Raw genomic sequence first — 24814 nt, forward strand, 5'->3', positions numbered from 1 at the left:
TGCTCCTCAATCCAGGTTCTTGCCGACGGCGCGCATCAGGAAGAACGCGACGATGTTGGCCAGGATGACCGCGATGATGCCGCCCGCGGCCGCACCGCCGATGTCGAAGTTCAGACGGGCCGCGCGATAGATCAGATAGGTCAGGTTCGTGCTGGCATTGCCCGGACCGCCATTGGTGGTCACCAGGATCTCGGCATAGATGCCCAGAAGGAAGATGGTCTGGATCAGCACCACGACGGTGATGGCGCGTGCCATGTGCGGCAGGGTCAGGTGGATGAACCGGCTGACGGCGCCCGCGCCGTCCATCTCGGCCGCCTCCATCTGTTCGCCGTCCAGCGATTGCAGGGCGGTCAGCAGGATCAGCGTCGCGAAGGGCAGCCATTGCCAAGCCACGATGATGATGATCGAGGTCAGCGGATATTGCGCGAACCAGTCCACCGGCTGCACGCCGATGGCACGCGCGATGTCGGCAAAGACCCCGTAGGACGGGTGCATGATCATGTTCTTCCAGATCAGCGCGGCCACCGGCGGCATCACGAAGAACGGAGAGATGATCAGGATCCGCACGATCCCCTGCCCGAAAATCGGCTTGTCGATCAGCAGGGCGATCGCGATGCCCCCGATGACGGTGATCGCCAGCACGCCCAGCACCAGGGCCAGCGTGTTCCAGATCGCGTCGAAGAAGGCGGGATCGGTGTAGAAATACTGATAGTTGAACCACCCTGCCCAGCTGACGGAGGCCGGGTTCAGCAGGTTGTAGTTCAGGAACGAGTAGTACAGCGTCATCCCCAACGGGACGATCATCCAGATCAGCAGCAGGATGATGGCAGGTGCGCGCATCAGGCGCGCAAGACTTGCGGTCTGGCGGGTGGCCATGGCTTGCGTCCTTTTGGGGGAAAGCGGGGGTGCGCCGCCCCGCATGTCGGGGGCGGCGCGGGTCGCGGCTTATTTGGGATAGCCCGCGCGCGCCATTTCACGGGCGGTGCTGGACTGTGCCGCCGCAAGGGCGTCCTCGGCCGACATCTGGCCTGCCAGCGCCGCCGAGAAGGTCTGTCCGACCGCCGTGCCGATGCCCTGGAATTCCGGGATCGCGACGAACTGGCCGCCGGTATAGGGAATGTCCTGGACCGACGATTTCTGCGTGTCGGCGGCGTTGATCGATTCCAGCGTCATCGCCGCGAACGGAGCCTCGGCCTGATACTCGGGGTTCTCGTACAGCGACGTGCGCGTGCCCGGAGGTGCGGCGCGCCAGCCCTCGGCCTCGGCCACCATGTTGGTGTATTCCTGGCTGGTCGCCCAGGCCACGAAGGTCTTGGCCGCGTCCTGCTTCTGGCTGGAGGCCGGGATGGCCAGGTTCCACGCCCACAGCCAGTTGCCGTGGTTGTCGACGCCTTCCTTGTTGGGGAACTGCGCAAAGCCCACGCTGTCCGCGACGGTCGAATCCTCGGGGTCGGTCACGAAGCTTGCGGCGACGGTCGCGTCGATCCACATGCCGCACTTGCCCTGCTGGAACAGCGACAGGTTCTCGTTGAAGCCGTTCGACGACGCACCCGGAGGTCCGTATTCGTTCATCAGCGTCAGATAGTCGGTCAGCGTCGCCTGCCATTCGGGGCTGTCGAACTGGGGCGCCCATTCCATGTCGAACCAGCGCGCGCCATAGCTGTTGGCCATGGCGGTCAGGAAGGCCATGTTCTCGCCCCAGCCCGGCTTGCCGCGCAGGCAGATGCCATAGACCTCGTTCTCCTTGTCCGTCATCGCCTTGGCGGCGGCGGTGATGTCGGTCCAGGTCGGGTTGTCGGGAATGGTCACGCCCGCAGCCTCGGCCAAGTCGGTGCGGTACATCACCATTGCCGATTCGGCATAGAACGGCGCGGCGTACAGCGTGTCGTTCACCGACAGGGCGGCGCGCACGGCGGGGACCAGGTCGTCCACGTTGTAGCTTTCGGGAAGGTCGTCCAGGGGCGTCAGCCAGTCCTGCGCCGCCCAGATCGGAACCTCGTAGGTGCCGATGGTCAGCACGTCATACTGCCCGCCGCTGGTGGCGATGTCGGTGGTGACGCGCTCGCGCAGGATGTTCTCCTCCAGCGTGACCCATTCCAGCTGGATATTCGGGTTCGCCTCGGTGAAGGGCGCGGTCATCTGCTGCATGCGGATCATGTCGCCGTTGTTCACGGTCGCGATCGTCAGGGTCACGTTGTCCTGCGCGGCGGCCATGCTGCCGACGGCGCACAGGGCCGTAGCGCCCAGAAGGGCGCGGAATGTCGTGGTCATGTAGTCCTCCCTTGGCGGTTGGGCATTTGCCCTTCCGATGGGCATATACTCGCGCCGTATTGCGAATCTGTCAACGCAGATTCCCCGCCGCAGTGCAGCGAGGGTGTAAAGGCTTGACGACAGTGCAGTTCTTCAGGCCAGCAGGCGTTCCGCCGTCGCCTCCGAGGTGATCAGGCCGTTGATCAGCCCCCCCACCATCGCCGCGCGGATGGCCGGCAGCTTGGCCTGTCCCGAGGCGACGGCGATCACCGGACGGTCGCTCCCGCAGGGCAGCGGCGCCGACGCCACGCGGCGGTTGAAGTCGCAATCGATCACCTGGCCCCGGGCGTCATAGACCCAGCTGGTGATCTCGCCCACGGCACCGGCGCGGGCCAGCTGCGCCATTTCGGCCTCGCTCAGGAAGCCGTCGACATGCAGCGGCGCGGTCATGTCCATCTGTCCGATGCCCACCAGCGACAGGTCGGCGCGGGCGCACAGGTCGATGGTGTTGCGGGCGGCCTGCTGTCCCTGCATCGCCGCCAGTTCCGCCGCGTCGCGCGCCAGCACCGGCAGCGGATAGGGAAAGTGCGGCGCGCCGATGCGCTCGGCCAGCCGGATGGTGGCGTTGTAGGGGGTGGCCGATCCGTCCTCCATCATGTTGCCGAGGCGGGACACGACGACATGCTGGGGACAGGTCATGCGGGGCAGCTGTTCCACCGTGGCGCGCAGGTTGCGCCCGGTGCCCAGGCTGACGATCCGCCGTTCGGGCGATTTCAGCACGCGCTCCAGATGCGCGGCGGCGGCGATGGCGATGCCCGCCAACAGGTCCGGCGCCTCGGGGTCCGAGGGCGCGACCTCGGCGGTCAGCAGGCCGAACCGGTCCTGCAGCGCGCGCGCCAGGTCCATGCAGCGTCCGATCGGGTGATCCAGGCGGACCTTGACCAGCCGTTCGGCCAGCGCCATCGCGACCAAACGCTGCGCGGTCTGGCGGCTGACGCCCAGCTTGCGCGCGATCTCGTCCTGGGTGTTTCCGGCGACGTAGTACAGCCAGCCGGCGCGGGCGGCATCGTCCAGGCGGGTCGTTTCGGGGGTGAAGTGGTTCTGGCTCATGCGGGCACCTGGATGCGCGCCAGCAGGTCGGGGAACTGCGACCAGCAGTCAAAGCCCTCGTCCGTTGCGGGCTGTCCCGCCAGATGGGCGCCGCCGCGGTACTGCAGGACCCGCATCCCCGCCGCGCGGGCCGCCTGCAGGCCGGGCTGGCTGTCCTCGATCACCAGGGCGTGGGCAGGATCGACGCCCATCCGTTCGGCCGCGAACAGGAACAGGTCGGGCGCGGGCTTGCCGCGCGCCACCTGGCTGGCCGTGAAGACGTCCGCGCCGAACCGCTGCGCCAGGTCCAGCACCGCCAGCGTCCGCGCCACCCGCGGCGGGCTGGACGAGGTCGCGACGCAGACCGGCAGCCGGATCTGCGCCAGCGCATCGGCAAAGCCCGGCGTCGTGCGCAGATCGGTGTCGAACCGCGCCAGCAGGCGGGCCCGATAGGTTGCCTCGAAATCGGCGGGCAGGGTCAGGGCAAAGCGGTCGCGGATCGACGCCGCGACCGTGGGAAAGCTGCGCCCCAGGAAATCACAGCGCACGTCGTCGGGCGTCACGACGATGTCCAGACGCGCCAGCTGGTCGATCAGCACCTGCGCGGACAGCACCTCGCTGTCGGCGATGACGCCGTCGCAGTCGAAGATGATCAGGTCCACGCGCATCGGTCCGGCTCCCTTGCCTTGTGCGGCAGCCATAATCGCATTCCGCCCGGCGGGGAATAGGCCTCAGGCCGCGGCCATGCCCAGCAGCACCCCCGATATCGCCTCGGACAGGTCCGGCCCCACGCGCTGAAAGCCCAGAAGGCGCGCCACGGCGCGGGTCAGCTGGTCGGGCGACATGCCGCCGTTCTCGGTCCGGATCATCCGCGCGGCGGCGGCGATCTCCTGCGGGGGCAGGCAGGCGGCCTTCAGCAGGCTGCCCGTCTCCGCGCTGCGATCGCGGACGGGCGGGCTGTCGGCCTGCGCCCGGGTCATCAGGAAATCGCCCTGCCGCATCAGGTCGGCATCGCGGCGCAGGGCCAGTGCGGTGGCCCGGGCCACGGCCTCGCCGATCCGGCTGCCGGTGCGCGCCTTTCCAAAGGCCGCGGCGATGCGCCGCGCCACCTCGTCGGCATGGACCGGTCCCTCCGTGCGGATGACGGCCGCGGCCAGGTCGGCCAGGACGGCGTCGGGCTGGTCATGGGGCTCTCCCTCGGGCGGGGCCTGCAGGTCCGCGCGGCGATAGGGCGGCGCCGACAGCGAGGGCGGCGCCAGCTCCAGGACCGGTTCGGGGTCGTCTTGGACGACGGGCCCTGCCCCATGGTTTGCGCCGCGCGGGCGGATGCCGTCCTGCGCCGCATCGCGGGCCTGCGACAGGGCGTCGCGCAGCCGCGCGATCTCCGCCTCGCGACGGTGGAACCAGTCGGTGCTCCAGATGCGGTGGAACCGCCAGCCCAGATTCTCCAGGATGTCCTGGCGCAAACGGTCGCGTTCGCGCGCCCACAACGCACCGTGATAGGCGGCGCCGTCGCATTCGACCGCCGCCAGGTACTGGCCCGGACGGTCAGGATGGCGCACGCCCAGATCGATGCGGAACCCGGCACTGCCGACCTGCGGATCGGCCAGATAGCCCAGATCGCGGATCACGCGCGCGACATCCTCCTCGAACGGGCTGTCGGGGGCCAGACCGGTGGGGCGGCGTTCCTCGATGATGCCCGACTGCGCGAAATCCAGGAACCGCTTCAGGACGCGCGGCCCCTCGCGGGTGGTCCGCGACGGATCGATCTGGCCCGGGTCAAAGGACGCGAACACCTCGCAGCGGATGCGCGCGCGGGAAAACAGCACGTTCAGACGACGTTCGCCCCCCTCGCCGTTCACGGGGCCGAACTGCATCCGCGTCAGCGGCCCGTCGGGTTCGGACGGGCCGTAGCCGACCGAGATCAGGATCACGTCACGTTCGTCGCCCTGCACGTTCTCGATGTTCTTGACGAACACGTCCTCGGCCCCGCCCTCGCGCAGCAGCGCGTCCAGCGCCGGGTCGCGGCGGCGGGCGGCATCCGCCAACTCGGTCAGCATGTCGGCCTGTGCCTTGGAGAAGGCGACCACGCCCAGGGACAGGCCCGGCCAGTTGCGGGCGTGATCGGCCATGGCGGCGACGACGGCCTCGGCCTCGATCCGGTTCGTGCCCGCGCGCCCCCGCCCGCTGCCGCGCGCGGCATAGGCGCCGGACACGCGACGGAACTTCAGCCCGTAATCGGGGTCCAGCTGCAGGGGCGACGGCGGCAAAACCAGCCGGTCGTCATAGAATTCCGCGTTCGACACCCGGATCAGCGACGGGTCGCGCGACCGGTAATGCCATTCCAGCATCCGCGACCGCAGCCCGCGCGCCTCGCACAGCGACAGGATGCTCTCCATGTCAGCCACGTTCGCGCCCTGGGGGCCGTCCTCGGGTTCGTCCTGGTCTTCGGCATCGTCGACCAGCCGGTCGAAGAACGATGTCGGCGGCAGCTGCTTCTGGTCGCCCACCACCACGATCTGGCGCGCACGCGCGATGACGCCCAAGGCATCCTCGGGGCGGATCTGCGACGCCTCGTCGATGACCAGCAGATCAAAGCTGACCGCATCGGGCGGCAGGAACTGGGCGACCGAGATCGGGCTCATCAACATCACCGGCTTGATGCGCTGGACCATCGCGCCCGCGTTGCGCATCAGCCAGCGCACCGGCTTGTGCGCGCGGCGGCGGGCGATCTCTCCGCGGATCAGGCCCATCTCTCCCTGCGTGCCGCGGGGCAGCTGGTCGAAATGTCGCGACAGGATCAGCGTCTTGGTGGCCTCGATCCGCTCGGCCTCCAGCTGGCGGAACAGGCCGACCAGGTCGTGGCGATCCAGCATCGGCAGATCGTTCAGCGCGGGACGCGCCTGGCGGGCGGCGTTCCAGCGCGCCTCGGCGCAGGCATAGGCGAACTCGGTCGCGGCGTCCTGCGGGGCCAGATGCCCGGCGCGCACGGCCTCGACCACCGCGGCCGCGCCGTGGCGGCCGGCCACCTGCGCGTCGCGCGCCAGATCGGCCCATTCGGCATAGCGGGCGGGCGCGTCGGACATGCCCGACAGCGCCGCCTGCCAATCCGCGATCGACGCATCGCCCGCAAGGCCCGCAGCCTCCGCGTCAAGGTCCAGCCTGTCGCGAACCCGCGCCAGCGCCGCCCGCGCATCCTGCACGGCCGCCGCAAGCGCATCGCCCTGTGCCGCGGGGTCGGGAATGTCGGTCAGCGCCTGCACCACAGCAGACCCGTCCGGCAGGCAGCCGTCCAACTCTCCCAGCCAGCCCGCCACCGCGGCCAGCCGCGCAAAGGGCGTCCGCTCGCCCCGCCAGTCGGCCCCAAGGGTCGCCGCCAGATAGGCTTCGTCGTCGGCCAAGATGCGGCGAAGGCGACGCAGCGCCACCAGCTCATCCGCCAGCGCCAGCCGGTCGGCGGCCGCAGACGGCATCGGTCCGACCAGCAGCGTCTGCAGCTGCGCCGACGCCCCGCGATAGGGGCCGAACAACCGACCCAGGAATGACCCTACCCCGCGCGCCAGCCCGGCCCGCAGGGGCGCGGGGTCCAGATCCGGCGCGGCGGGGGTGAAACGGGTCAACACCTGTTCCTGGGCCGCCGCGCATTCGGCGCCCGCCTGCAGCGCTTGCACCAGGCGGGGATCGCGGGCGGCCGCGAACAGGGTCGCGGCGTGATCCGCCGCCCCCTGGGGGGCGCGCGCCAGCAGACGCAGCATCCGCACCCGCGCCTCGGCCCGGTCCAGCGTCGGCTGGCCCTGTGCCGCGACCGCCTGCAGCGCCGCCAGCGCGGCGCGCAGGTCGTCGCCAAGCCGCGCCAGATCGGTCGGCTGCAGGTCCAGCGCCCGCGCGCCGCGGAACGGATGGGCCTGGGGCGGACCGGCCCGGTCGCGCGCCGCCACGAACCGGGCGATGGCCTGCGCCGCCTGTTCGCGTGCGGCCGCGTCCAGCGCCTCCAGGCCGTCCAGCGGGATGGCCGGCGGGCGGGCGCCCTGCCCGATGAACCCGATGATCCGCGACAGCGCCGCATAGGGCGCCTCGTCCCAGGGCGGCAACGGGTCGTGCAGCAGGCCCGTGACCGCGTTCAGCATGTCGCGCGTCTGGCGCAGGCGCGCGGGGTCCGCCGTGGCGGGCAACGGATGCGCCCCGGCCATCAGGGTCCGGCCCAGCTCCTGCGCCAGGGCCTTCTTGTTGGCGCTGCGCGAATGCAGCTCAAGGCAGATGTCGCGCAGGCCCGCGCGGGCCAGGCGGTCGTGGACGACCGACAGGGCGGCCATCTTCTCGGCCACGAACAGCACCGTCTTGCCGTCATGGGCGGCGGCGGCGATGATGTTCGTGATGGTCTGCGACTTGCCCGTGCCCGGCGGGCCCTGCACGACCAGGCTGGCGCCCGCGCGGACCTCCTCGATGACCTTGGTCTGGGATGCGTCGGCGTCGATCACCTGGATGATGCGCGCCGGGTCCAGACGGTCGTCCAGACGGTCGCGATCGCCGAACAGCGGCGCGTCGCCCGCGAATCCCTGCGCCAGCAGCCCGTCCAGCAGCGGGTTGCCGTCGAACGCCCCCTCGGGCCAGTTGGCGGGGTCCAGGTCGCGGTGCATCAGCAGCTTCGCGAAGGAAAAGAACCCCAGCTGCATCCCGTCGCGGTCCACCTGCCAGTCCTGCTGGCCGGACACGGCGTCCTGGACCAGGCTCAGATAGTCGCCGGGCGTCCAGTTGTCGTCCTCCTCGATCTCGGGCAGCTGGATGCCGAAATCCTGGCGCAAACGCTCCTGCAACGGCAGGTTGGCGGTCAGGTCATCCTCGCGGGCCATCAGGTCGAAGGTCGAGCTGCGGTCGTTGCGCACCAGCTGCACCGGCAGCAGGATCAGCGGCGCCTCACGCAGGACCTGCGATCCGGGCGCCTCGCGCCAGCGCAGGAACCCCATCGCCAGGTACAGCACGTTCAGGCCCTGCTCCTCCTCCGCGGTGCGGGCGTCGTGCGACAGGCGCAGCAGGCGGCGGGCCAGCGCCTCGGGGCCCAGGGGGGTCTCCAGCTGGCTGTCGGACTGGGTCTGTGCACCGGGCGCGGCCAGCAGCAGCACGCCCTCGGGCGTGGCCGTGTCGCTGCCCATGGCGCGAAAGCGCATGCGTTTGCCCTGGATGCGCAGCAGGCGCCAGACCTCGTCGCTGCGTTCGTGGATGATGTTCAGGCAGCTGGCGCGCTGATTGTCGCGGTTCACATGGATCAGGCGGTTGCGCGTCCCCGTCTCCAGCAGCTTGCGGCGGGCGGCATCCAGGGTGCGGGTCAGGGCGGCGGGCTGGGATTGGGTCATCGGTCCAGGTCTTCTCGTTGCGCGTCCGACCCCAGGGGGGCGGAAGGGGAACATAACCGCAACCTGAACGAAAGACGAGGGATTCCAGACGGAAAACGCCACTTCCTCGGGACATTTCGAGGGGTGCGGCCCGGTTTCCCGGACCGCGGGGGGCCATCAGAACCGCAGATCGGCCGTCAGCGCGATGCTGCGTCCGGGTTCCAGCTGCTTCACGACGGTGCTGAAATCCGCCCCATAGGTCGCCCGGTCGGCATAGGCGCGGTCGAACAGGTTGTTGACCTCGGCGCGCAGGGTCACGTTGCGGAACGCGGCCGGTCCGTATTCGGCAAAGACGTCCACGACGGTATAGCCGGGCCAGTCGCCGTCGACATCCACGCCCTGCCCGTCCTCCTCGATCGCGTGCTGGACGACGCCGCCCAGGGTCAGCCCGGCCATGACGGCATGGCGCGCCTCCAGCGACAGCATGCCGCCCGGCACGGTGCCCAGTTCGCGCAGGTCAAAGCTGGAGGCCGGCTGGCCGTCCAGCTCGACCGATGTGTCGCTGTAGCGCAGCACGGCAAAGCCGCCCTGCCAGTCGCGGCGGGCGGACAGACGGAACCCCCGGCTTTCCAGTTCGCGCGACACCAGCCCCTTGCGGACCCCGTCGATGCGGGTCTGGAACAGCTCGGCCCCCAGGGTCGTCGCACCCGGCTGCCATTCGACGCCCATCACCACGTTGCGCGCCCGCGTGGGCTCCAGCGCGTCATAGGCCCTGGGCGCGACATAGGGCGCGTCCAGCTCATAGACCGAGGCCAGCTGCGTGCCGCCGAACACCGTCGACCAGCCCGCGTTCAGACGCAGCGTATCGGTCGCGTGCCAGGTGGCCGCGGCGTTCGCGCTGGTCCCGTCGGTATCCAGGCGCTGCCCCCCAGCACCGGTGAACCGGCTGAAATCATGGCGCAGCCCCGCGCTGTAGTCGATGTCCCCCGCCGTGCCCCGCCCCTGCAGGAACAGTCCGGTCGTGGTTCGGTCCTCGCGGAACGCGGCGGCCGTGCCGCGGAATACCCCGTCATAGGTCGCGCGCGTGCGATAGTTGTCCAGGCCCGCGGTCAGTTCGACCCCGTGCACGGTCATCCGGTTCTGGAGGACGACGCTGACGGTATCCGCATCGCCATTGTTGAAATCGGGAACGGGGGCGTCGGGCGTGGGCAGGTCGACGGTGTCCAGCTGGTTGCGGCTGCGCGCGATGCGGATCTCGGGGTCCAGCAGGCCGTCCGCGACCGTGCGGCGCAGGGTCAACGTCTGGGTCGACTGTTCCAGCGCATAGCGGCGCGTCTCGGGGACCGGGCGGCCCCCGATCGTGCCGGTGAAGTTCGCGCGATAGGGGCGCAGCGCGTCGTCCCGGAACCAGATGGCACCCAGCTCCGCCCGCCAGTCGCCGAACTCGGCCCCCAGCTTCAGCGCCTCGCTGTTCAGGTCGGCGCCGGTGCGGGCCACGGTGCGGCCGTTCCCGTCCTGATAGGCGTCGCCCGTCGCCCGCTTGGCATAGATCAGCGCGTCGACCGGCCCCTGGCGCCCGTACAGCGTCACCGCCCCCGTCGCCGTGCCGCCGTTGTCGCCATAGCCGATGGTGACGCGCCCGCCGCGGTCGCGCCCGTCCTCCAGCATGTCGATGGCCGATTTCGTCTCATACGCGATGCTGCCGCCCAGCGCGGCAAAGCCCGCATCCGCCGGCGCCACGCCCGGATCGACGCGCGCGGCCTTCAACAGGCCCGGATCGATCATGTTGGTGCCGGTATGGTGGAACATGCGGTTGTTCTGCGCGGCCCCGTCGACGCTGACCGACAGCTGCTGTTCGTCGATGCCGTTGACAAAGACGCGTTCCGCGATGGCGATGCCGCTGCTGACGGTCACGCTGGGTTCGGCGCGGAACACGTCCTCGATGGTGCCGGTGCGGGCATCCTCGATCTGCTCCGCGCTGGGGGCGATGCGGGCCGGGGCCTCGCCTTCGGCCGTCAGGGTGATCTCGTCCAGCAGGATCGGCTGGGACAGGGCGGGCAAGGGGGCAAGCGCGGTGCCCAGCATCAGGGCGGCCAAGGGGTGTCGCGTCATCGGGTTCTCCATCCATCGGGTCAATGGCTGGCGATGGCGCGGGGCCGGGCTGGCAACGCCACCCTCATAGGGGCAAAGCCGCCGCCTGTTAAGCCCGGATCGCGCGCGGGCCCGCCACCCCTGTCACCCGATCGTCACCGCATCGTCGGATGGGTGTCACGCCCCGCCGCTAGACGGCCCCCATGACATCGAGAGGCCCCATGCTGGACATTCGCGACGCCACCCGCATCTTCGGCCGCAAGGCGGCGGTCGACCATGTTTCCTTCCGCATCGACGGCCCGGCCTTCGTCGGCATCATCGGCCGGTCCGGCGCGGGAAAATCGACGCTGCTGCGCATGATGAACGGGCTGACCCCCGCCACCAGCGGCCGGATCCTGGTCGAAGGGCGCGACGTCGCCGCCCTGACCGGCGCCGCCGCCCGCCAGTGGCAAAGCCAATGCGCGATGATCTTTCAGCAGTTCAACCTGGTGCCGCGCATGGACGTGGTGTCGAACGTGCTGCACGGCATCCTGAACCGGCGCGGCACGTTGCAGACGGTGCTGAACCTGTGGCCGCGCGGCGACATCCTCCGCGCGCTGGAGATCCTGGACCGCCTCGGCATCGCCGAACAGGCGCCCAAGCGCGCCGAGGCCCTGTCCGGCGGCCAGCAGCAGCGCGTGGCCATCGCCCGCGCGCTGATGCAGGACCCCCGCATCATTCTGGCGGACGAACCCATCGCCAGCCTGGACCCGATGAACGCGCAGATCGTGATGGACACCCTGCGCCGCATCAACGTCGAGGATGGCCGCATGGTCATCGCCAACCTGCACACGCTGGACACCGCGCGGCGCTATTGCGACCGGGTGATCGGCATGCGCGACGGGCGCGTGGTGTTCGACGGGCTGCCGTCGCAGCTGACCACGGGCGTGGCCCGCGACATCTATGGCGCCGACGCGGATTTCAACGAAAGCGCGACCTCGACCGCCATGCCCACCGATACCAGCGCGGATGTCGAATACGCCGCCCGCATGCTGGCCTGATCCCGAACCGGAGAGCACCATGACCCGACTGCTGAGCCTGCTGGCCGCCACCGCCGCCCTGACCAACCCCCTGCACGCGCAGGAGATCACCGAATTCCGCATCGGCCTTTTGGGCGGAGAGAACGCCCAGGACCGCATGGCGTCGAACGAATGCCTGCGCGACTATGCCGAACAGGCCCTGGGCGTCCCCGTCCGCCTGTTCACCCCCGCCGATTACAACGGCGTCATCCAGGGGCTGCTGGGCGGGTCGCTGGACATGGCGTGGCTGGGCGCGTCGGCCTATGCCGCCGTGTACGTCGCCGACCCCGAGGCGGTCGAGCCGGTGCTGGTCAAGACCAACCTGGACGGCAGCTATACCTATCATTCGATCGGCTTCGCGCGCGCCGACAGCGGCATCACCTCGCTGGACGACATGGAGGGCAAGAGCTTTGCCTTTGCCGACCCGAACTCGACCTCGGGGTTCCTGATCCCGAATGTGGAACTGCCCGAGGCGGGCTATTCGATGACCGAGGGAGAGTATTTCAGCCGCATCGCGTTTTCGGGCGGTCATGAACAGTCGATCATCGGCGTCGTCAACGGCGATTTCGACGCCGGCGTGACCTGGGCCGACGGCCAGGGCGCGTGGGAGGACGGCTACAACTCCGGCGCGCTGCGCAAGGCGGCCGATGCGGGCATCGTCGACATGAACGACATCGTCGAGATCTGGAAATCCTCGCCCATCCCGGAAGGCCCGGTGGTCGTCCGCAAGGATCTGCCCCAGGACGTGCGCCAGACGATGATCGACCTGGTCGCCGGGCTGCACGCATCGGACCCCGAATGCGCCTATGGCGTCGCCGCCGGAGAGACCGCGGGCTTCAGCCCCGTCACCCACGCGGAATACGAGACGATCATCGCCATCCGCCGCGCCGAGATGAACTGATCGCCACCCCGTCCGGGCCGGGCCCCGCACAGGGCCCGGCCTTCGCATATGCAGGAGGCAGCATGGCACTGGCCGAAATCCAGCACGACTATCTGGCGCTGACGCGGCGGCGACGCCTCTATGGCGGGCTGCTGGTCGTCATCTTCGTGGCGATGATGGTGTCGGGGTTCCGCGTGGCCGACGCCCGCAACGCCGGCGGGTTCTGGCAGGGGCTGCACCAGGTGGGCGATTTCCCCGCAGCCCTTGTGTCCGAGGCGGTGCAGAAATCGGCCAACCTGCCCGGCCACATGATCCGCGCCCTGCCCGCCTTGGTCGAGACGCTGAACATCGCGCTGGTCGCCACGCTTCTGGGTTGCATCGCGGGCACCGCCCTGTCGCTGGCGGCCACGCGTGGCCTGGCCCGGTGGCCGCGCCTGGTGCCGGTGGCGCGGCGGGTGTCGGACGTCTGCCGCGCCATCCCGGAAATCGTCATCGCGCTGGTGCTGATCTTCATCCTGGGCGGCGGCCCGGTCCCCGCCGTCATCGCCATCGCCATCCACACCGCGGGCGCGATGGGCAAGCTGTTCTCCGAAGTGAACGAGAACGTCGACCTGAAGCCGGTCGAGGGTCTGGCATCCGTCGGCGCCACCTGGTCGCAGCGCATCTGGCTGGGCGTGTTCCCGCAGGTCGCGCCGAACTATCTGTCCTATGGCCTGCTGCGGCTGGAGGTGAACATCCGCGCATCGGCCATCCTGGGCTTCGTCGGCGCGGGCGGCATCGGATACGAGCTGCGCAACGCGATGACCTTCGGTCAGGGCAAGTTCGATCAGGCGGCGGCGATCTTCCTGCTGCTGTTCATGACCATCGTGGTGGTGGACCAGATCTCGGGCCTGGCCCGCAACCGCCTGACGCATGGGGCCACGGCATGACCACGATGACGCTGCAGGACCGCACCATCCGCATCATGGACCGCAGGCGGTGCATGGCGCTGGCGGTGCCGGCGCTGATCCTGGCCTATCTGGTCTATGCCGCGATTAGCTTCGATCTGGCAGGGCTGGCGCAGCGGGCGCGGCTGGACAACGCCGCCGTGCTGATGGCCGACACCGTCAGCCACAAGATCCACGTGACCCGCGACAACCGCCGCGACGCCCTGTCCGTCAGCGTCGAAGGCAGCGCCCGCGCCACCTTTGCCCCCGACCGCCTGCCGGACTGGGTCGCGCCAGAGGGGTCGCGGACAGTGATCGACCTGGGCGCGGGCCATGTCGTCACCTATGACGGGCCGCGCACCACCTATGACATTCCCGATTACGGCCCCGTCATGCTGACCGTGGGCGACGGCGTGACGCTGGACACGCCCGACGGGCAGGTGCCCGCGTTCATCAACGCCAGCCCCGCCCGCGTAACCATCACCACCGATCAGGGCCGCGTCACCGCCACCCGCGCCCGCACGGAAACCCTGCGCTATTTCTGGGGGTGGGAGATGTTCTTCTTCGACCTGTCCAGCCCGCTGGCCGGCCTGTCCGCGGGACAGGTCGCGGCGGCGGTCCTGTGGGGCGACCGGATCGATCCGGCGCGGTCCAACCTGTCGCTGGCCCTGTCGGAATTCTGGACGAACGACATCTGGCAGCACGGCGCCGTGGCCTGGGCCCTGTTCGAGACGATCCTGATGGCGTTCCTGGGCACCTTCGGCGCGGCCTTCGTGGCGCTGCCGCTGGCGTTCCTGGCGGCGCAGAACTTTGCCCCGTCGCGGGCGCTGCGGTTCGCGGTGCGGCGCGTGTTCGATTTCGTGCGCGGCGTGGACGCGCTGATCTTTACGATCATCCTGTCGCGCGCCTTTGGCCCCGGCCCGCTGACCGGGGCGCTGGCGATCCTGCTGACCGACACCGGCAGCTTCGGCAAGCTGTTCTCCGAGGCGCTGGAGAACGTGGACGGCAAGCCCATCGAGGGCATCCGCTCCACCGGCGCGGGCGCGCTGCAGCGCTACCGCTTCGGCGTCATCCCCCAGGTGATGCCGGTCCTGCTGTCGCAAATGCTGTACTTTCTGGAAAGCAACACCCGCAGCGCGACGATCATCGGCGCGATCACCGGGGGCGGCATCGGACTGATGCTGACGCAGGCGATCCAGACCACGCAGGATTGGGAAAAGGTCGCCTATTACATCCTGCTGATCGTGCTGCTGGTCATCGCGATGGACGGCCTGTCGGGCTGGCTGCGCCGCCGCCTGATCCGCGGGTCCTAATCCGCCAGCACCAGCGACACCCGGTCGCCCGCGAACCACGTCCGCCCGTATTCCACGGGCCGACCCCCGTCATCGAGGTTCACCGCGACCGAGCGGAGCACCGGCGCGCCTTGCGGGATCCGCAGGGCCACCGCCTGTGTGGCATTGGCCAGCTTGGCCGTGATGCGGGTGCTGGCCCGCGTATAGTCGGCCACCCCGCAGGCGGCCAGCGCCGCGGTGATCGACTGATGGTCGCGGGCATGGTCGCAGAACCCCGCCAGCCATCCCGGCAGCACCGACCGGAACAGCGCCAGCGGCTGGCCGTCGGCCAGCGACAGCCCCTCGACCACGTGGACCGGATCGCCGGGGGACAGGTCCAGCATCTGCGCCTCGACCGCGTCGCAGGGGCGGGTTTCCAGCCGGGTGAAGCGGTGCGACCCCGTGCGCCCCGCCGCAGCCAGGTTCTGCGAAAACCGCACCCGGCGGCCCAGGGCATAGTCGGTCGGTCGCGCGGTCACGAAGACCCCCGCCCCGCGCCGCGCATGGACCAGCCCCGCGTCGGCCAGCTGCGCCACCGCGTGGCGCACCGTGTGGCGGTTGACCCCGAAACGGGTGGCCAGCGCCGCCTCGGACGGCAGGCGGTCGCCGGGGGGATAGTGGCCCGAGGTGATCTCGGCCCGCAGGGTGTCGGCGATGGCCTGCCACAGGGGGGTCTTGTCCGTCATCAAAAATTCACACGGTTCCGGTTGAGAACATGGCGCAGGCGCGCTATCACATGTCTAGTTGTATAGATAACGGGACACCCCGGCAAGATGTCAGCTTCCCCCATTCCCGATCGCCGCGACTGGCTGTCGATCCTGGCCCGCAGCGTGCCTGACAGGCTGGCACAGCTGCTGCCCGACCTGCCCGATCACGCCCTGCTGCGCGCGCCCGAGACCGGCACCGTGATGGTCCAGGGCCGCATCGGCGCCACCGGCGCGCCCTTCAACGTCGGAGAGATGACCGTGACCCGCTGCGCCCTGCGCCTGCCCTGCGGCACGCAAGGCCACGGCCATGTGCAGGGGCGGTCGCACGCCCATGCGCGGCGGGCCGCGGCGATGGACGCGCTGATGCAGACCGACCCCGACGCCCACGCCCCCCTGATCGCCGCGCTGCGCGACGACGCGCAGGCCGCCCGCGACACCCGCGCCGCCAAGGCCGCCGCCACCCGGGTCGAGTTCTTCACCCTGCAACGCGGAGAGGACGCATGACCGGCCACGGATTCACCGATCCCGCCCGCCAATCGGCCCAGGGGTTCCGCGTGCTGATGGAGGCCATGGCCCGGCCCGGCACGATCCACCGCCTGGATCAGGCCCATGCCCCCGGGGTCGGCCCCGCCGCCGCGACGGTGCTGCTGTTGCTGGCCGATCCGACGACGCCGGTGCATCTGCCGGGCGCGCTGCCCGACCTGGCCCCGTGGTTGCGGTTTCACGCGGGCTGCCCGATGGCGGATGCCCCGTCGGCCGCGTTGGCGATGGGGCGCTGGCCCGACCTGCTGCCGCTGGACCGCTTTGCGGTGGGCCTGCCCGATTATCCCGACCGTTCGGCCACGCTGATCGTCGAGCTGGACCGGCTGGACGCGGACGGTCCCGTCCTGCGCGGGCCGGGCATCCGCGACCGCGCAACGCTGTCCCTGCCCGCGACCGCGCCGTTCCGCGCCAACCGCGCCCTGTTCCCGATGGGGCTGGACTTCATCCTGACCTGCGGCGACCGGCTGGCCTGCCTGCCGCGCAGCACCCGCGTGGAGGCCGCCTGATGTATGTCGCCGTCAAGGGTGGCGAACGCGCCATCGAGAACGCCCATGCCTGGCTGGCCGAGGAGCGCCGCGGCGACCCCGACCTGCCGCTGATGTCGGTCGACCAGATCAAGGCGCAGATGGCCCTTGCCGTGAACCGCGTCATGGCCGAGGGCTCGCTCTACGACCCCGACCTGGCCGCGCTGGCGATCCGCCAGGCACGGGGCGACCTGATCGAGGCGGTGTTCCTGATCCGCGCCTATCGCACCACGCTGCCGCGGTTCGGTGCGTCCGTGCCGGTGGACACGGGCGCGATGGCGGTGGACCGGCGCGTCTCGGCCACGTTCAAGGATGTGCCGGGCGGTCAGGTGCTGGGACCGACCTTCGATTACACGCACCGCCTGCTGGACTTTGCCGATCAGGCGGCGGTGGACCCCGCGCCGCTGGCCGCGCCCGACGCCGGCGCCATGCCCCACGTCATGGCGATCCTGGACCGCGACGGGCTGATCGAACCCAGCCCGCGCGACGACACCCCCGCCCCCGACCTGACCCGCGAGCCGCTGGAACTGCCCGCGAACCGCTCGCTGCGCCTGCAGGCGCTGGCCCGCGCGGACGAGGGGTTCGTGCTGGGCCTGGCCTATTCCACCCAGCGTGGCTACGGGCGCACCCATGCCTTTGTCGGCGAACTGCGCATCGGCCGCGCCCCCGTGCAGATGCACATCCCCGAGCTGGACCTGACCATCGACATCGGAGAGATCGCGCTGACCGAATGCGAGACCGTGAACCAGTTCAAGGGCTCGCGCACCGAACCCGCGCAGTTCACGCGCGGATACGGCCTGGTCATGGGACAGTCGGAACGCAAGGCCATTGCCGTCAGCCTGGTCGATCGCGCCCTGCGCTGGCAGGAGCTGGGCGAGGATTTCACCGGCGCCCCCGCGCAGGACCAGGAATTCGTGCTGTCGCATTGCGATAACATCCAGGCGACGGGGTTCCTGGAGCACATCAAGCTGCCCCATTACGTCGATTTCCAGGCCGAACTGGAGCTCGTGCGCCGGCTGCGGGACGACAACGCAAAGGATGCGCAATGATCAAGGCGATCGTCTTCGACATCGGCAACGTGCTGGTCCGGTGGGACCCGGTGGCCGCCTTCCTGCCCCTGCTGGGCGACCGCGCGTCGGTCCTCGCCTTCCTGGATCGCGTGGATTTCGCCACCCTGAACCAGCGCGCGGACGGGGGCGCGTGCTTCGACGATCTGGCCGAGGCGATCGCCGATCCCCGCGACCGTGCGGCCTTTCTGGCCTATCGGGCCGGACACGCGGCCTCGATCCGCGAGCCGATCGAGGGGACATGGGTGCTTCTGGACCGCCTGCGGGCGCGGGGCCACGCGGTCCACGCGATCACCAACTGGTCCGCGCAGACATGGCCCATCGGCCTTGCCACCCACCCGCGGCTGGCCACAGCCTTTGGCGTGACCATCGTGTCAGGGATCGAGGGCGTGCTGAAGCCTGACCCGCGCATCTTTGCCACGCTGTGCGACCGGGCGGGCGTGGCGCCTGACCAGTGCCTGTTCATCGACGACAGCCCCCGCAACGTCGCCGGCGCGCGCGACGCAGGCATGGCCGCGCATCATTTCACCGATCCCGCCGCGCTGGAGGACGACCTGATCCGACGGGGGCTGCTATGAGCGGTTACAACTTCGCCTATCTGGACGAACAGACCAAGCGGATGATCCGCCGCGCCATCCTCAAGGCGCTGGCGATCCCCGGATACCAGGTGCCCTTCGCCAGCCGCGAGATGCCCATGCCCTATGGCTGGGGCACCGGAGGGGTGCAGCTGACCGCCGCCTGCCTGACCCCCGACGACCGCCTGAAGGTCATCGACCAGGGCGCCGACGACACCACCAACGCGGTCAGCATCCGCACGTTCTTTCAGCGCACGTCGGGGGTCGCCGTCACCACCGCCACCGCCGACGCGACGCTGATCCAGACCCGCCACCGCATCCCCGAGACGCCCCTGACCCAGGGCCAGATCCTGGTCTATCAGGTGCCCATCCCCGAACCGCTGCGCTTTCTGGAGCCGCGCGAGACCGAGACCCGCAAGATGCACGAGCTGGAGGAATACGGCCTGATGCACGTCAAGCTGTACGAGGACATCGCCCGGCACGGCCGCATCGCGACCTCCTATGCCTATCCGGTCAAGGTCGAGGGGCGCTATGTCATGGACCCGTCGCCGATCCCGAAATTCGACAACCCGAAACTGTCGGACAGCCCGGCGATCCAGCTGTTCGGGGCGGGGCGCGAACAGCGCATCTATGCCCTGCCCCCGCATACCCATGTCGTCAGCCTGGATTTCGACGACCACCCGTTCAGCCCCTCGAAGGCCGATCACGCCTGCGACCTGTGCGGCGCTGAGGCCAGCTATCTGGACGAGGTGGTGACCGATGACGCGGGCGGGCGGATGTTCGTCTGTTCCGACACCGATTTCTGCACCGCGCGGGTCGCCGCCGGGCACAGGGGCCGCCTGGCCGCGGAGGCCGCATGAGCGCCCCCATCCTGTCCGTCCGGAACCTGGAACGCCGCTATGGCGCGCGGATCGGCTGCACCGGCGTCGGCTTTGATCTGTGGCCCGGAGAGGTCCTGGGCATCGTCGGGGAAAGCGGGTCGGGGAAATCGACGCTGCTGTCCTGTCTGGCCGGGCATCAGCGCCCCGATGCGGGCACCGTCACCTATGACGGGCGCGACGTGCTGGCGATGGCCGAAACCGAACGCCGCCGGCTGGCGCGCACCGAATGGGCCTATGTCCACCAGCATGCACGCGACGGGCTGCGGATGGGCGTCAGCGCCGGGGCCAATGTCGGCGAACGGCTGATGGCCGTGGGCCAGCGCCATTACGGCGACATCCGCGCCGCCGCCATCGACTGGCTGGACCGGGTCGAGATCGCCCAGGACCGCGTCGACGACCGGCCGCAGGCCTTTTCCGGTGGGATGCAGCAGCGGCTGCAGATCGCGCGCAACCTGGTGACCGGGCCGCGGCTGGTGTTCATGGACGAACCCACGGGCGGGCTGGATGTCAGCGTCCAGGCACGGCTTCTGGACCTGCTGCGCGGGCTGGTGCGCGACATGGGCCTGTCGGTCGTGATCGTCACGCATGACCTGGCGGTGGTGCGCCTGCTGGCCGACCGCCTGATGGTGATGAAATCGGGCCGCGTGGTCGAACAGGGCCTGACGGACCAGGTGCTGGACGATCCGCAGCACGGCTATACCCAGCTTCTTGTCTCCTCCGTCCTGCAGGTGTGACGATGATCCAGGTCGAAAACCTTTCCAAGTCCTTCACCCTGCACAATCAGGGCGGCACGGTCATCCCGGTCATGGCCGGGGCCGCGCTGCACGTGGATCCCGGCGAATGCGTGGGGCTGGTGGGCCAGTCCGGGGCGGGCAAATCCACGCTGATGCGGATGATCCAGGGAAACTATCTGCCGGGCGGCGGCAGCATCCGCATCGCCGGCACGGAACTGGTAGGCGCCGCGCCCCGCACCGTGACCGCACTGCGGCGGGGCACCTTGGGCCATGTCAGCCAGTTTCTGCGCGTGCTGCCGCGGGTGCCTGCGGTGGACGTGGTGGCCGAACCGCTGCGCGCGCTTGGGGTGCCCGCCGCGACAGCGCGTGCGCAGGCCGAAGGCCTGCTGTGGCGGCTGAACATTCCGCGCCGGCTGTGGGGCCTGTCGCCCACCACGTTTTCCGGCGGCGAACAGCAGCGCATCAACATCGCCCGCGGCTTCGTCCATCCCTATCCCGTGCTGCTGCTGGACGAACCCACGGCCAGCCTGGACGCCGCGAACCGGCAGGTCGTCCTGTCCCTGATCGCCGAGGCCAAGGCCCGCGGCGCCGCGATTCTGGGCATCTTTCACGACGCCGAGGCGCGCGACGCGGTCTGCGACCGGTTGGTGGACGTGACCGGGTTCACGCCGGGACGCGCGGCATGATCGCGGCGGTCGTCGGACCATCCGGCGCGGGCAAGGACACGCTGATCGCCGCGGCCTGCGCCGCGCGGCCCGATCTGCGCCTGGCGCGGCGGGTGATCACCCGCCCCTCCGACGCCGGAGGAGAGGATTTCGACGGCGTCACCCCGGCACGCTTCGCGGCCCTGCGCGACGGCGGGCATTTCGCGCTGGACTGGCGGGCGCATGGCCTGTGCTACGGCATCCCCCACGATCAGCTGACGGGGCCGTCGGTGATCTTCAACGGCAGCCGCGCGGCCCTGCCGCAGGCGCTGGCCCGGCTGCCCGACCTGCGGGTGATCCTGATCACCGCCCCGGCGGAGGTGCTGGCGCGCCGCCTGGCCGACCGCGGCCGCGAGGGGTCGGCCGACATCGCCGCCCGCCTGCGCCGCGCCGCTTTCGCCATGCCGCCGGGCATCGCCCACCTGACCGTGTGCAACGATGCCTGCCTTGCGCAGGGAACCGCGCGCCTTCTGGCCGCGCTTCAGCCCGACAGGGGCGCGCGATGACGCAGGTGGAACCGGCCCTGCGCATCCTGGGCCACCAGGCACAGGTCGGCGATCACGAAAGGCCGCGGCAGGACAGGGCCCAGCCAGGCCTGAGCCGCGGCCTGCACCGCGGGTCGTTCCGCGGCGGACAGCCGGTCGGTCAGGGTCAGGTGAAACCGGAACTCCTCCATCACGAAGGGATAGCCCCACCGGTCCAGCAGGGCGCGCTGGCGCGGGGTCAGGCTGTCGGGGCGCCGCCGGGCGACCTCTTCGGCCGTCAGCGGCGCGCGCAGCGGATCGGTGGCCCGCACCACCGCATCGGCCAGCGCGATCAGGTCGGGCTGGCCCCCGGTGGGCATCAGCGCCAGGAACCCGCCCAGATCGCGCAGCGCCAGCGTGCCGCAGGTCACCGCCGGACGGTTGCTGGCCAGCGCGTCGACGGCCGCGATCAGGTCCGCTTCGGGGACGACGGGGCGGAAGGGCGCACGGATGGTGCCGTGGAACCCGTATCGGCGCGGCTGGCCCACCGGGCGCACCGGCAGGGACGGATCATCGACCGCATGGCCGCCCGCCAGGTCCCAGCCCAGCCACGCCGCCGCACGGTCCGCGAAGATGCCGGGTTGCGGCGCGTAATAGACGGCATATCGTGTGAAATCCTGCATGCGCGGCACCCTAAGCCCGTTGTGTCACACGGCTGTGACAGCCGTCTGCCAGATGACGCCCTTCGACATGATCCTTCAAGACGGAACCCGACCGCATGACCGACATCATCCTTGCCAACGCCCGCCTGGTCCTGCCGACCGAGGTGATCCACGGCCACCTGGTCCTGCGCGACGGGCTGATCGCCGAGATCGGCCAGGGCTGCGCCCTCCCCGCGGGCGCGCTGGATTGTCAGGGCGACCTGCTGATGCCGGGCCTGATCGAATTGCACACCGACAACCTGGAACGCCATATCGAGCCGCGCCCTGGCGTCGACTGGCCCCATGCCCATGCGATCATCGCCCATGACGCCGAACTGGCCAGCGTGGGCATCACCACCGTCTTCGACGCGCTGCGCGTGGGGTCGGTCGTGACGTCGAACAATGCAGGCTACGGCGAATATGCCCGCGCCCTGGCCGACGAGATCCTGGGCCTGCGCGCCCAGGGGGCGCTGCGGATCAGCCATTTCCTGCACCTGCGCGCCGAGATCTGTTCCCAAACCCTGCCCGAGGAGATGGCCAAGTTCGGCCCCCGGGACCGCATCGGCATCGTCAGCCTGATGGACCACACCCCCGGCGAACGCCAGTTCCGCGACATCGGCAAGCTGCGCGACTATGTCTGCGGCAAGAAGGGCCTGTCGGATGCCCAGTTCCTGGACCATGTCGCCGACCAGCAGGCCCTGCGCGCCCGCGTGGGCGAATTGCACGAGGCGACCGCCGTGGCCGAGGCGCGCCGCTATGGCGCGGTGCTGGCCAGCCATGACGACACCACCGCCCCTCAGGTCGCGGTCAGCGCGGCGCATGGCTGTCATTTCGCGGAATTCCCCACCACGGCGGATGCCGCACAGGCCTGCCGCGACCACGACATCCGCGTGATGATGGGCGCGCCCAACCTGATCCGCGGCGGATCGCACAGCGGCAATGTCGCGGCCAGCGACCTGGCGCGGGCCGACCTGCTGGACATCCTGTCATCGGATTACGTGCCGTCGTCGCTGCTGTCGGGGGCGATGATGCTGGGCGATCTGTGGGGCGATCTGGCGCGCGGCATCGCGACCGTGACGCAGGCGCCCGCCCAGGCCGTGGGCCTGCACGATCGCGGCAGGCTGGCACCGGGCGCGCGGGCCGACGTCATCCGCGTGGCGCAGATCGGCGGCGGCGCGGCCGTGCGGGGCCTGTGGACGCGGACCGCCGCCTGAGCCGCACGCCTTGCCGGGGGGCGCGCGGCCGCGGTCAGCCCGACACGCCGCGCAGCCGGATGATGCCGTCGGCATAGGGTTCGAACCCCTGGATCCCCTGGCGCATCGTGTAGAAGTACTTGATGTGGTACAGATAGATCAGCGGCAGATCCTGTTTCAGGATGTCGCGCGTCTGGTCGTACAGCGCCTTGCGGGCCGCGGTGTCGGGTTCAGACCGGGCCTGTGCCAGCAGGGCGTCGATCTCCGCATTGCGGTAATGCTGGTCGTTGTTGGCCCCGTCTGACCCGACAAAGGGGTGGATGTTGGCATCCGGGTCGATCCGGCCTGACCAGCCCTGCAGCGACATGTCGAAATTGCCGGCGACGTTCTCGGACAGCAGCGTCGCGAACTCCGTCGCGCGCAGAGAGATGTCGAACCCCGTCTCGGCCGCCATGGCCTGGATCACCTGGCCGACCTGCTGGGCGATGGGGTTGTTTCCGATCTGCATCTCGACGCGGATGGGGGTCTGCACACCCGCCTCGGCCAGCAGGGCGCGGGCGGCATCGGGATCGCGCGCGGGGATCGGATCGCGGTCGTCGTAATAGGGGGTGCCCGGCGCGGCCCATTGGTTGCCGACCACGTATTCCCCTTCGAACACGACCTGGTTCAGCGCCTGGCGGTCGATGGACAGCGACAGCGCCTGGCGGACGCGGGCATCGGCGCCCAGCGGCGCCTCCGCGCGGGGTCCGTTGCCGACGTTGATGGTGATGCCCTGATAGCCGATGTTGGGCACCTCGAACAGCTGCAGGCGGTCGTCGGCCCGCACGCCCGGCACGTCGGCGGGGGCGGTGCGCTCGATGATGTCCAGATCGCCCGACCGCACGTTGGCCAGCCGCACCGTCGTGTCGGGGATCGGCAGATAGATCACCCGGTCGTAATGGAACTGGTCGGCGTCCCAGTGATCGGCAAAGCGTTCCAGCACGATCCGGTCGCCCTCGACCCGGTCGACAAAGGCATAGGGGCCCGAACAGACCGGGACCCGGCCAAAGGCGGCGCCCGCCGCATCGGCGGCATCGGGCGAATACATCCGCCCCGCGTGATGGGCCAGCTGCGCCAGCAGCGTCACGTCGGGCGCGGTCAGCGTGATGGTCAGTTCATGATCGCCCGTCGCCTCGACCCGGTCGATCGATCCCAGCTCCGCCTTGCGGCGGCTTTCCTGCATCGTCATGTTCCGCTCCAGCACGCGGCGGGCGGATTGCGCGTCAAAAGGCGTGCCGTCGTGATGCGTCACCCCCTCGCGCAGCGTCAGGGTCAGGGTCCTGCCGTCATCGGACCAGGCCCAGTCGGTGGCCAGTTCGGGGATGATCTCCATGTCGGCATTGGTGTTCAGCAACCGGTCGCACAGCGATTCATAGACCAGCGAGGACACGAAGGTCCGCGACTGTGCGGGATCCAGCGAATCCGGGTCCTCGTTCAGGCCGATGCGCAGGTCGGCGGCGACGGCCATGCCGCCGATGGCGGCGGTGCCCAGGGCCGTGGCCAGAAAGGTGGTCAGCTTCATCGATGTCTCCCGATCGGTTCCGGCGCTTGGCGACGCCCTGTGCGGCCAGCCCGAAATGGGACCGGATCATTAGTGTATACTAAGGTTCACGATCCGCGACTGGCAACCGTGATGCGTCTGCGCCTCGAAATTGCACATCCTGCAAATTTCTTTCGGTCGGGGCATTGATGCTGGCCGACGATATCCTTAGCTAGCTAACGAACCA

The 24814-nt window shown here is 69.9% G+C and carries 22 protein-coding genes; 13 read left to right on the top strand and 9 right to left on the bottom strand.

Features of this window, described 5'->3' with window-relative positions:
* Positions 1-6 precede the first annotated feature (6 nt).
* From PRL19_RS00680 to PRL19_RS00705, 6 genes are all read right to left on the bottom strand, one after another.
* Positions 7-876 carry a carbohydrate ABC transporter permease gene (locus tag PRL19_RS00680; protein WP_046001028.1) on the bottom strand — a complete coding sequence of 290 codons (870 nt, stop codon included), beginning with the start codon at positions 874-876 and terminating at the stop codon, positions 7-9.
* Between the two features lie 69 nt (positions 877-945).
* A complete protein-coding gene (locus tag PRL19_RS00685; protein ID WP_045982115.1) occupies positions 946-2271 on the bottom strand; it encodes an ABC transporter substrate-binding protein in 1326 nt (441 codons plus the stop codon).
* Positions 2272-2403: 132 nt separating this feature from the next.
* Positions 2404-3360, bottom strand: coding sequence for a sugar-binding transcriptional regulator (locus tag PRL19_RS00690; protein WP_046001030.1), 957 nt, complete (start codon positions 3358-3360; stop codon positions 2404-2406).
* Positions 3357-4007, bottom strand: a complete 651-nt coding sequence (locus tag PRL19_RS00695) for an HAD family hydrolase (protein ID WP_273743586.1) — start codon at positions 4005-4007, stop codon at positions 3357-3359. Before PRL19_RS00695 ends, PRL19_RS00690 begins: the two co-directional genes overlap by 4 nt.
* Before the next feature lie 63 nt (positions 4008-4070).
* Positions 4071-8690 carry a DUF3320 domain-containing protein gene (locus PRL19_RS00700; protein WP_273743587.1) on the bottom strand — a complete coding sequence of 1540 codons (4620 nt, stop codon included), beginning with the start codon at positions 8688-8690 and terminating at the stop codon, positions 4071-4073.
* A 156-nt stretch (positions 8691-8846) separates the two neighbouring features.
* A complete protein-coding gene (locus tag PRL19_RS00705) occupies positions 8847-10781 on the bottom strand; it encodes a TonB-dependent receptor domain-containing protein (protein WP_273743588.1) in 1935 nt (644 codons plus the stop codon).
* A gap of 200 nt (positions 10782-10981) precedes the next feature.
* On the opposite strand from PRL19_RS00705, the gene phnC reads away from it, so the two are divergent.
* The 4 genes from phnC (at position 10982) to phnE (PRL19_RS00725) (ending at position 14937) form a co-directional block, all read left to right on the top strand.
* Complete coding sequence (gene phnC / locus PRL19_RS00710) at positions 10982-11800, top strand: phosphonate ABC transporter ATP-binding protein (RefSeq protein WP_046001033.1); 819 nt, start codon at positions 10982-10984, stop codon at positions 11798-11800.
* A gap of 19 nt (positions 11801-11819) precedes the next feature.
* The gene (gene phnD, locus PRL19_RS00715; protein ID WP_273743589.1) at positions 11820-12719 is read left to right on the top strand and encodes a phosphonate ABC transporter substrate-binding protein; all 900 of its coding nucleotides are present in this window, start codon (positions 11820-11822) and stop codon (positions 12717-12719) included.
* 62 nt (positions 12720-12781) lie between these two features.
* A complete protein-coding gene (phnE, locus tag PRL19_RS00720; RefSeq protein WP_273743590.1) occupies positions 12782-13627 on the top strand; it encodes a phosphonate ABC transporter, permease protein PhnE in 846 nt (281 codons plus the stop codon).
* The gene (phnE, locus tag PRL19_RS00725; RefSeq protein WP_273743591.1) at positions 13624-14937 is read left to right on the top strand and encodes a phosphonate ABC transporter, permease protein PhnE; all 1314 of its coding nucleotides are present in this window, start codon (positions 13624-13626) and stop codon (positions 14935-14937) included. Before phnE (PRL19_RS00720) ends, phnE (PRL19_RS00725) begins: the two co-directional genes overlap by 4 nt.
* Here the strand turns inward: phnE (PRL19_RS00725) and phnF are convergent.
* The gene (phnF, locus tag PRL19_RS00730) at positions 14934-15641 is read right to left on the bottom strand and encodes a phosphonate metabolism transcriptional regulator PhnF (RefSeq protein ID WP_273743592.1); all 708 of its coding nucleotides are present in this window, start codon (positions 15639-15641) and stop codon (positions 14934-14936) included. The two genes, phnE (PRL19_RS00725) and phnF, sit on opposite strands and share 4 nt — an antisense overlap.
* Positions 15642-15728: 87 nt before the next feature.
* On the opposite strand from phnF, the gene phnG reads away from it, so the two are divergent.
* From phnG to phnN, 8 genes are read left to right on the top strand one after another with little or no spacing between them, the layout of a single operon-like run.
* Positions 15729-16166: a phosphonate C-P lyase system protein PhnG gene (phnG, locus tag PRL19_RS00735; RefSeq protein WP_273743593.1), complete on the top strand. Its 438-nt coding sequence runs from the start codon at positions 15729-15731 to the stop codon at positions 16164-16166.
* Positions 16163-16711 carry a phosphonate C-P lyase system protein PhnH gene (gene phnH / locus PRL19_RS00740; protein ID WP_273743594.1) on the top strand — a complete coding sequence of 183 codons (549 nt, stop codon included), beginning with the start codon at positions 16163-16165 and terminating at the stop codon, positions 16709-16711. Before phnG ends, phnH begins: the two co-directional genes overlap by 4 nt.
* On the top strand, positions 16711-17778 hold the full coding sequence (locus PRL19_RS00745) for a carbon-phosphorus lyase complex subunit (RefSeq protein WP_273743595.1): 1068 nt from the start codon (positions 16711-16713) through the stop codon (positions 17776-17778). Before phnH ends, PRL19_RS00745 begins: the two co-directional genes overlap by 1 nt.
* Positions 17775-18374, top strand: coding sequence for an HAD family hydrolase (locus PRL19_RS00750; RefSeq protein ID WP_139598406.1), 600 nt, complete (start codon positions 17775-17777; stop codon positions 18372-18374). The genes PRL19_RS00745 and PRL19_RS00750 overlap by 4 nt, the downstream gene beginning before the upstream one ends.
* Positions 18371-19231, top strand: coding sequence for an alpha-D-ribose 1-methylphosphonate 5-phosphate C-P-lyase PhnJ (locus PRL19_RS00755; protein ID WP_273743596.1), 861 nt, complete (start codon positions 18371-18373; stop codon positions 19229-19231). Before PRL19_RS00750 ends, PRL19_RS00755 begins: the two co-directional genes overlap by 4 nt.
* Positions 19228-19986, top strand: coding sequence for a phosphonate C-P lyase system protein PhnK (gene phnK, locus PRL19_RS00760; protein WP_127898980.1), 759 nt, complete (start codon positions 19228-19230; stop codon positions 19984-19986). The genes PRL19_RS00755 and phnK overlap by 4 nt, the downstream gene beginning before the upstream one ends.
* Before the next feature lie 2 nt (positions 19987-19988).
* Entirely contained in the window at positions 19989-20672 is a 684-nt protein-coding gene (gene phnL / locus PRL19_RS00765; RefSeq protein WP_127898981.1) for a phosphonate C-P lyase system protein PhnL, read from the top strand.
* A complete protein-coding gene (gene phnN / locus PRL19_RS00770; RefSeq protein ID WP_139598404.1) occupies positions 20669-21196 on the top strand; it encodes a phosphonate metabolism protein/1,5-bisphosphokinase (PRPP-forming) PhnN in 528 nt (175 codons plus the stop codon). Before phnL ends, phnN begins: the two co-directional genes overlap by 4 nt.
* On the opposite strand, the gene PRL19_RS00775 is transcribed toward phnN, so the two are convergent.
* Positions 21172-21837, bottom strand: coding sequence for a DUF1045 domain-containing protein (locus tag PRL19_RS00775; protein WP_273743597.1), 666 nt, complete (start codon positions 21835-21837; stop codon positions 21172-21174). The genes phnN and PRL19_RS00775 overlap by 25 nt on opposite strands.
* A gap of 95 nt (positions 21838-21932) precedes the next feature.
* Between PRL19_RS00775 and PRL19_RS00780 the strand changes: the two genes are divergently transcribed.
* On the top strand, positions 21933-23069 hold the full coding sequence (locus PRL19_RS00780) for an alpha-D-ribose 1-methylphosphonate 5-triphosphate diphosphatase (RefSeq protein WP_273743598.1): 1137 nt from the start codon (positions 21933-21935) through the stop codon (positions 23067-23069).
* A 34-nt stretch (positions 23070-23103) separates the two neighbouring features.
* Here PRL19_RS00780 and PRL19_RS00785 read toward each other — a convergent pair whose 3' ends face one another.
* Positions 23104-24609 carry an ABC transporter substrate-binding protein gene (locus tag PRL19_RS00785; protein ID WP_273743599.1) on the bottom strand — a complete coding sequence of 502 codons (1506 nt, stop codon included), beginning with the start codon at positions 24607-24609 and terminating at the stop codon, positions 23104-23106.
* Positions 24610-24814: the final 205 nt, after the last annotated feature.

Origin of the sequence: Paracoccus marcusii (assembly GCF_028621715.1) — a bacterium.
In the GTDB taxonomy this organism is placed as follows: domain Bacteria; phylum Pseudomonadota; class Alphaproteobacteria; order Rhodobacterales; family Rhodobacteraceae; genus Paracoccus; species Paracoccus marcusii.

Bases quoted from the DNA above. Each gene is read 5' to 3' on its own strand.
- PRL19_RS00680 (WP_046001028.1), bottom strand. From the start codon at position 876: ATGGCCACCCGCCAGACCGCAAGTCTTGCGCGCCTGATGCGCGCACCT.
- PRL19_RS00685 (WP_045982115.1), bottom strand. From the start codon at position 2,271: ATGACCACGACATTCCGCGCCCTTCTGGGCGCTACGGCCCTGTGCGCC.
- PRL19_RS00690 (WP_046001030.1), bottom strand. From the start codon at position 3,360: ATGAGCCAGAACCACTTCACCCCCGAAACGACCCGCCTGGACGATGCC.
- PRL19_RS00695 (WP_273743586.1), bottom strand. From the start codon at position 4,007: ATGCGCGTGGACCTGATCATCTTCGACTGCGACGGCGTCATCGCCGAC.
- PRL19_RS00700 (WP_273743587.1), bottom strand. From the start codon at position 8,690: ATGACCCAATCCCAGCCCGCCGCCCTGACCCGCACCCTGGATGCCGCC.
- PRL19_RS00705 (WP_273743588.1), bottom strand. From the start codon at position 10,781: ATGACGCGACACCCCTTGGCCGCCCTGATGCTGGGCACCGCGCTTGCC.
- phnC (WP_046001033.1), top strand. From the start codon at position 10,982: ATGCTGGACATTCGCGACGCCACCCGCATCTTCGGCCGCAAGGCGGCG.
- phnD (WP_273743589.1), top strand. From the start codon at position 11,820: ATGACCCGACTGCTGAGCCTGCTGGCCGCCACCGCCGCCCTGACCAAC.
- phnE (WP_273743590.1), top strand. From the start codon at position 12,782: ATGGCACTGGCCGAAATCCAGCACGACTATCTGGCGCTGACGCGGCGG.
- phnE (WP_273743591.1), top strand. From the start codon at position 13,624: ATGACCACGATGACGCTGCAGGACCGCACCATCCGCATCATGGACCGC.
- phnF (WP_273743592.1), bottom strand. From the start codon at position 15,641: ATGACGGACAAGACCCCCCTGTGGCAGGCCATCGCCGACACCCTGCGG.
- phnG (WP_273743593.1), top strand. From the start codon at position 15,729: ATGTCAGCTTCCCCCATTCCCGATCGCCGCGACTGGCTGTCGATCCTG.
- phnH (WP_273743594.1), top strand. From the start codon at position 16,163: ATGACCGGCCACGGATTCACCGATCCCGCCCGCCAATCGGCCCAGGGG.
- PRL19_RS00745 (WP_273743595.1), top strand. From the start codon at position 16,711: ATGTATGTCGCCGTCAAGGGTGGCGAACGCGCCATCGAGAACGCCCAT.
- PRL19_RS00750 (WP_139598406.1), top strand. From the start codon at position 17,775: ATGATCAAGGCGATCGTCTTCGACATCGGCAACGTGCTGGTCCGGTGG.
- PRL19_RS00755 (WP_273743596.1), top strand. From the start codon at position 18,371: ATGAGCGGTTACAACTTCGCCTATCTGGACGAACAGACCAAGCGGATG.
- phnK (WP_127898980.1), top strand. From the start codon at position 19,228: ATGAGCGCCCCCATCCTGTCCGTCCGGAACCTGGAACGCCGCTATGGC.
- phnL (WP_127898981.1), top strand. From the start codon at position 19,989: ATGATCCAGGTCGAAAACCTTTCCAAGTCCTTCACCCTGCACAATCAG.
- phnN (WP_139598404.1), top strand. From the start codon at position 20,669: ATGATCGCGGCGGTCGTCGGACCATCCGGCGCGGGCAAGGACACGCTG.
- PRL19_RS00775 (WP_273743597.1), bottom strand. From the start codon at position 21,837: ATGCAGGATTTCACACGATATGCCGTCTATTACGCGCCGCAACCCGGC.
- PRL19_RS00780 (WP_273743598.1), top strand. From the start codon at position 21,933: ATGACCGACATCATCCTTGCCAACGCCCGCCTGGTCCTGCCGACCGAG.
- PRL19_RS00785 (WP_273743599.1), bottom strand. From the start codon at position 24,609: ATGAAGCTGACCACCTTTCTGGCCACGGCCCTGGGCACCGCCGCCATC.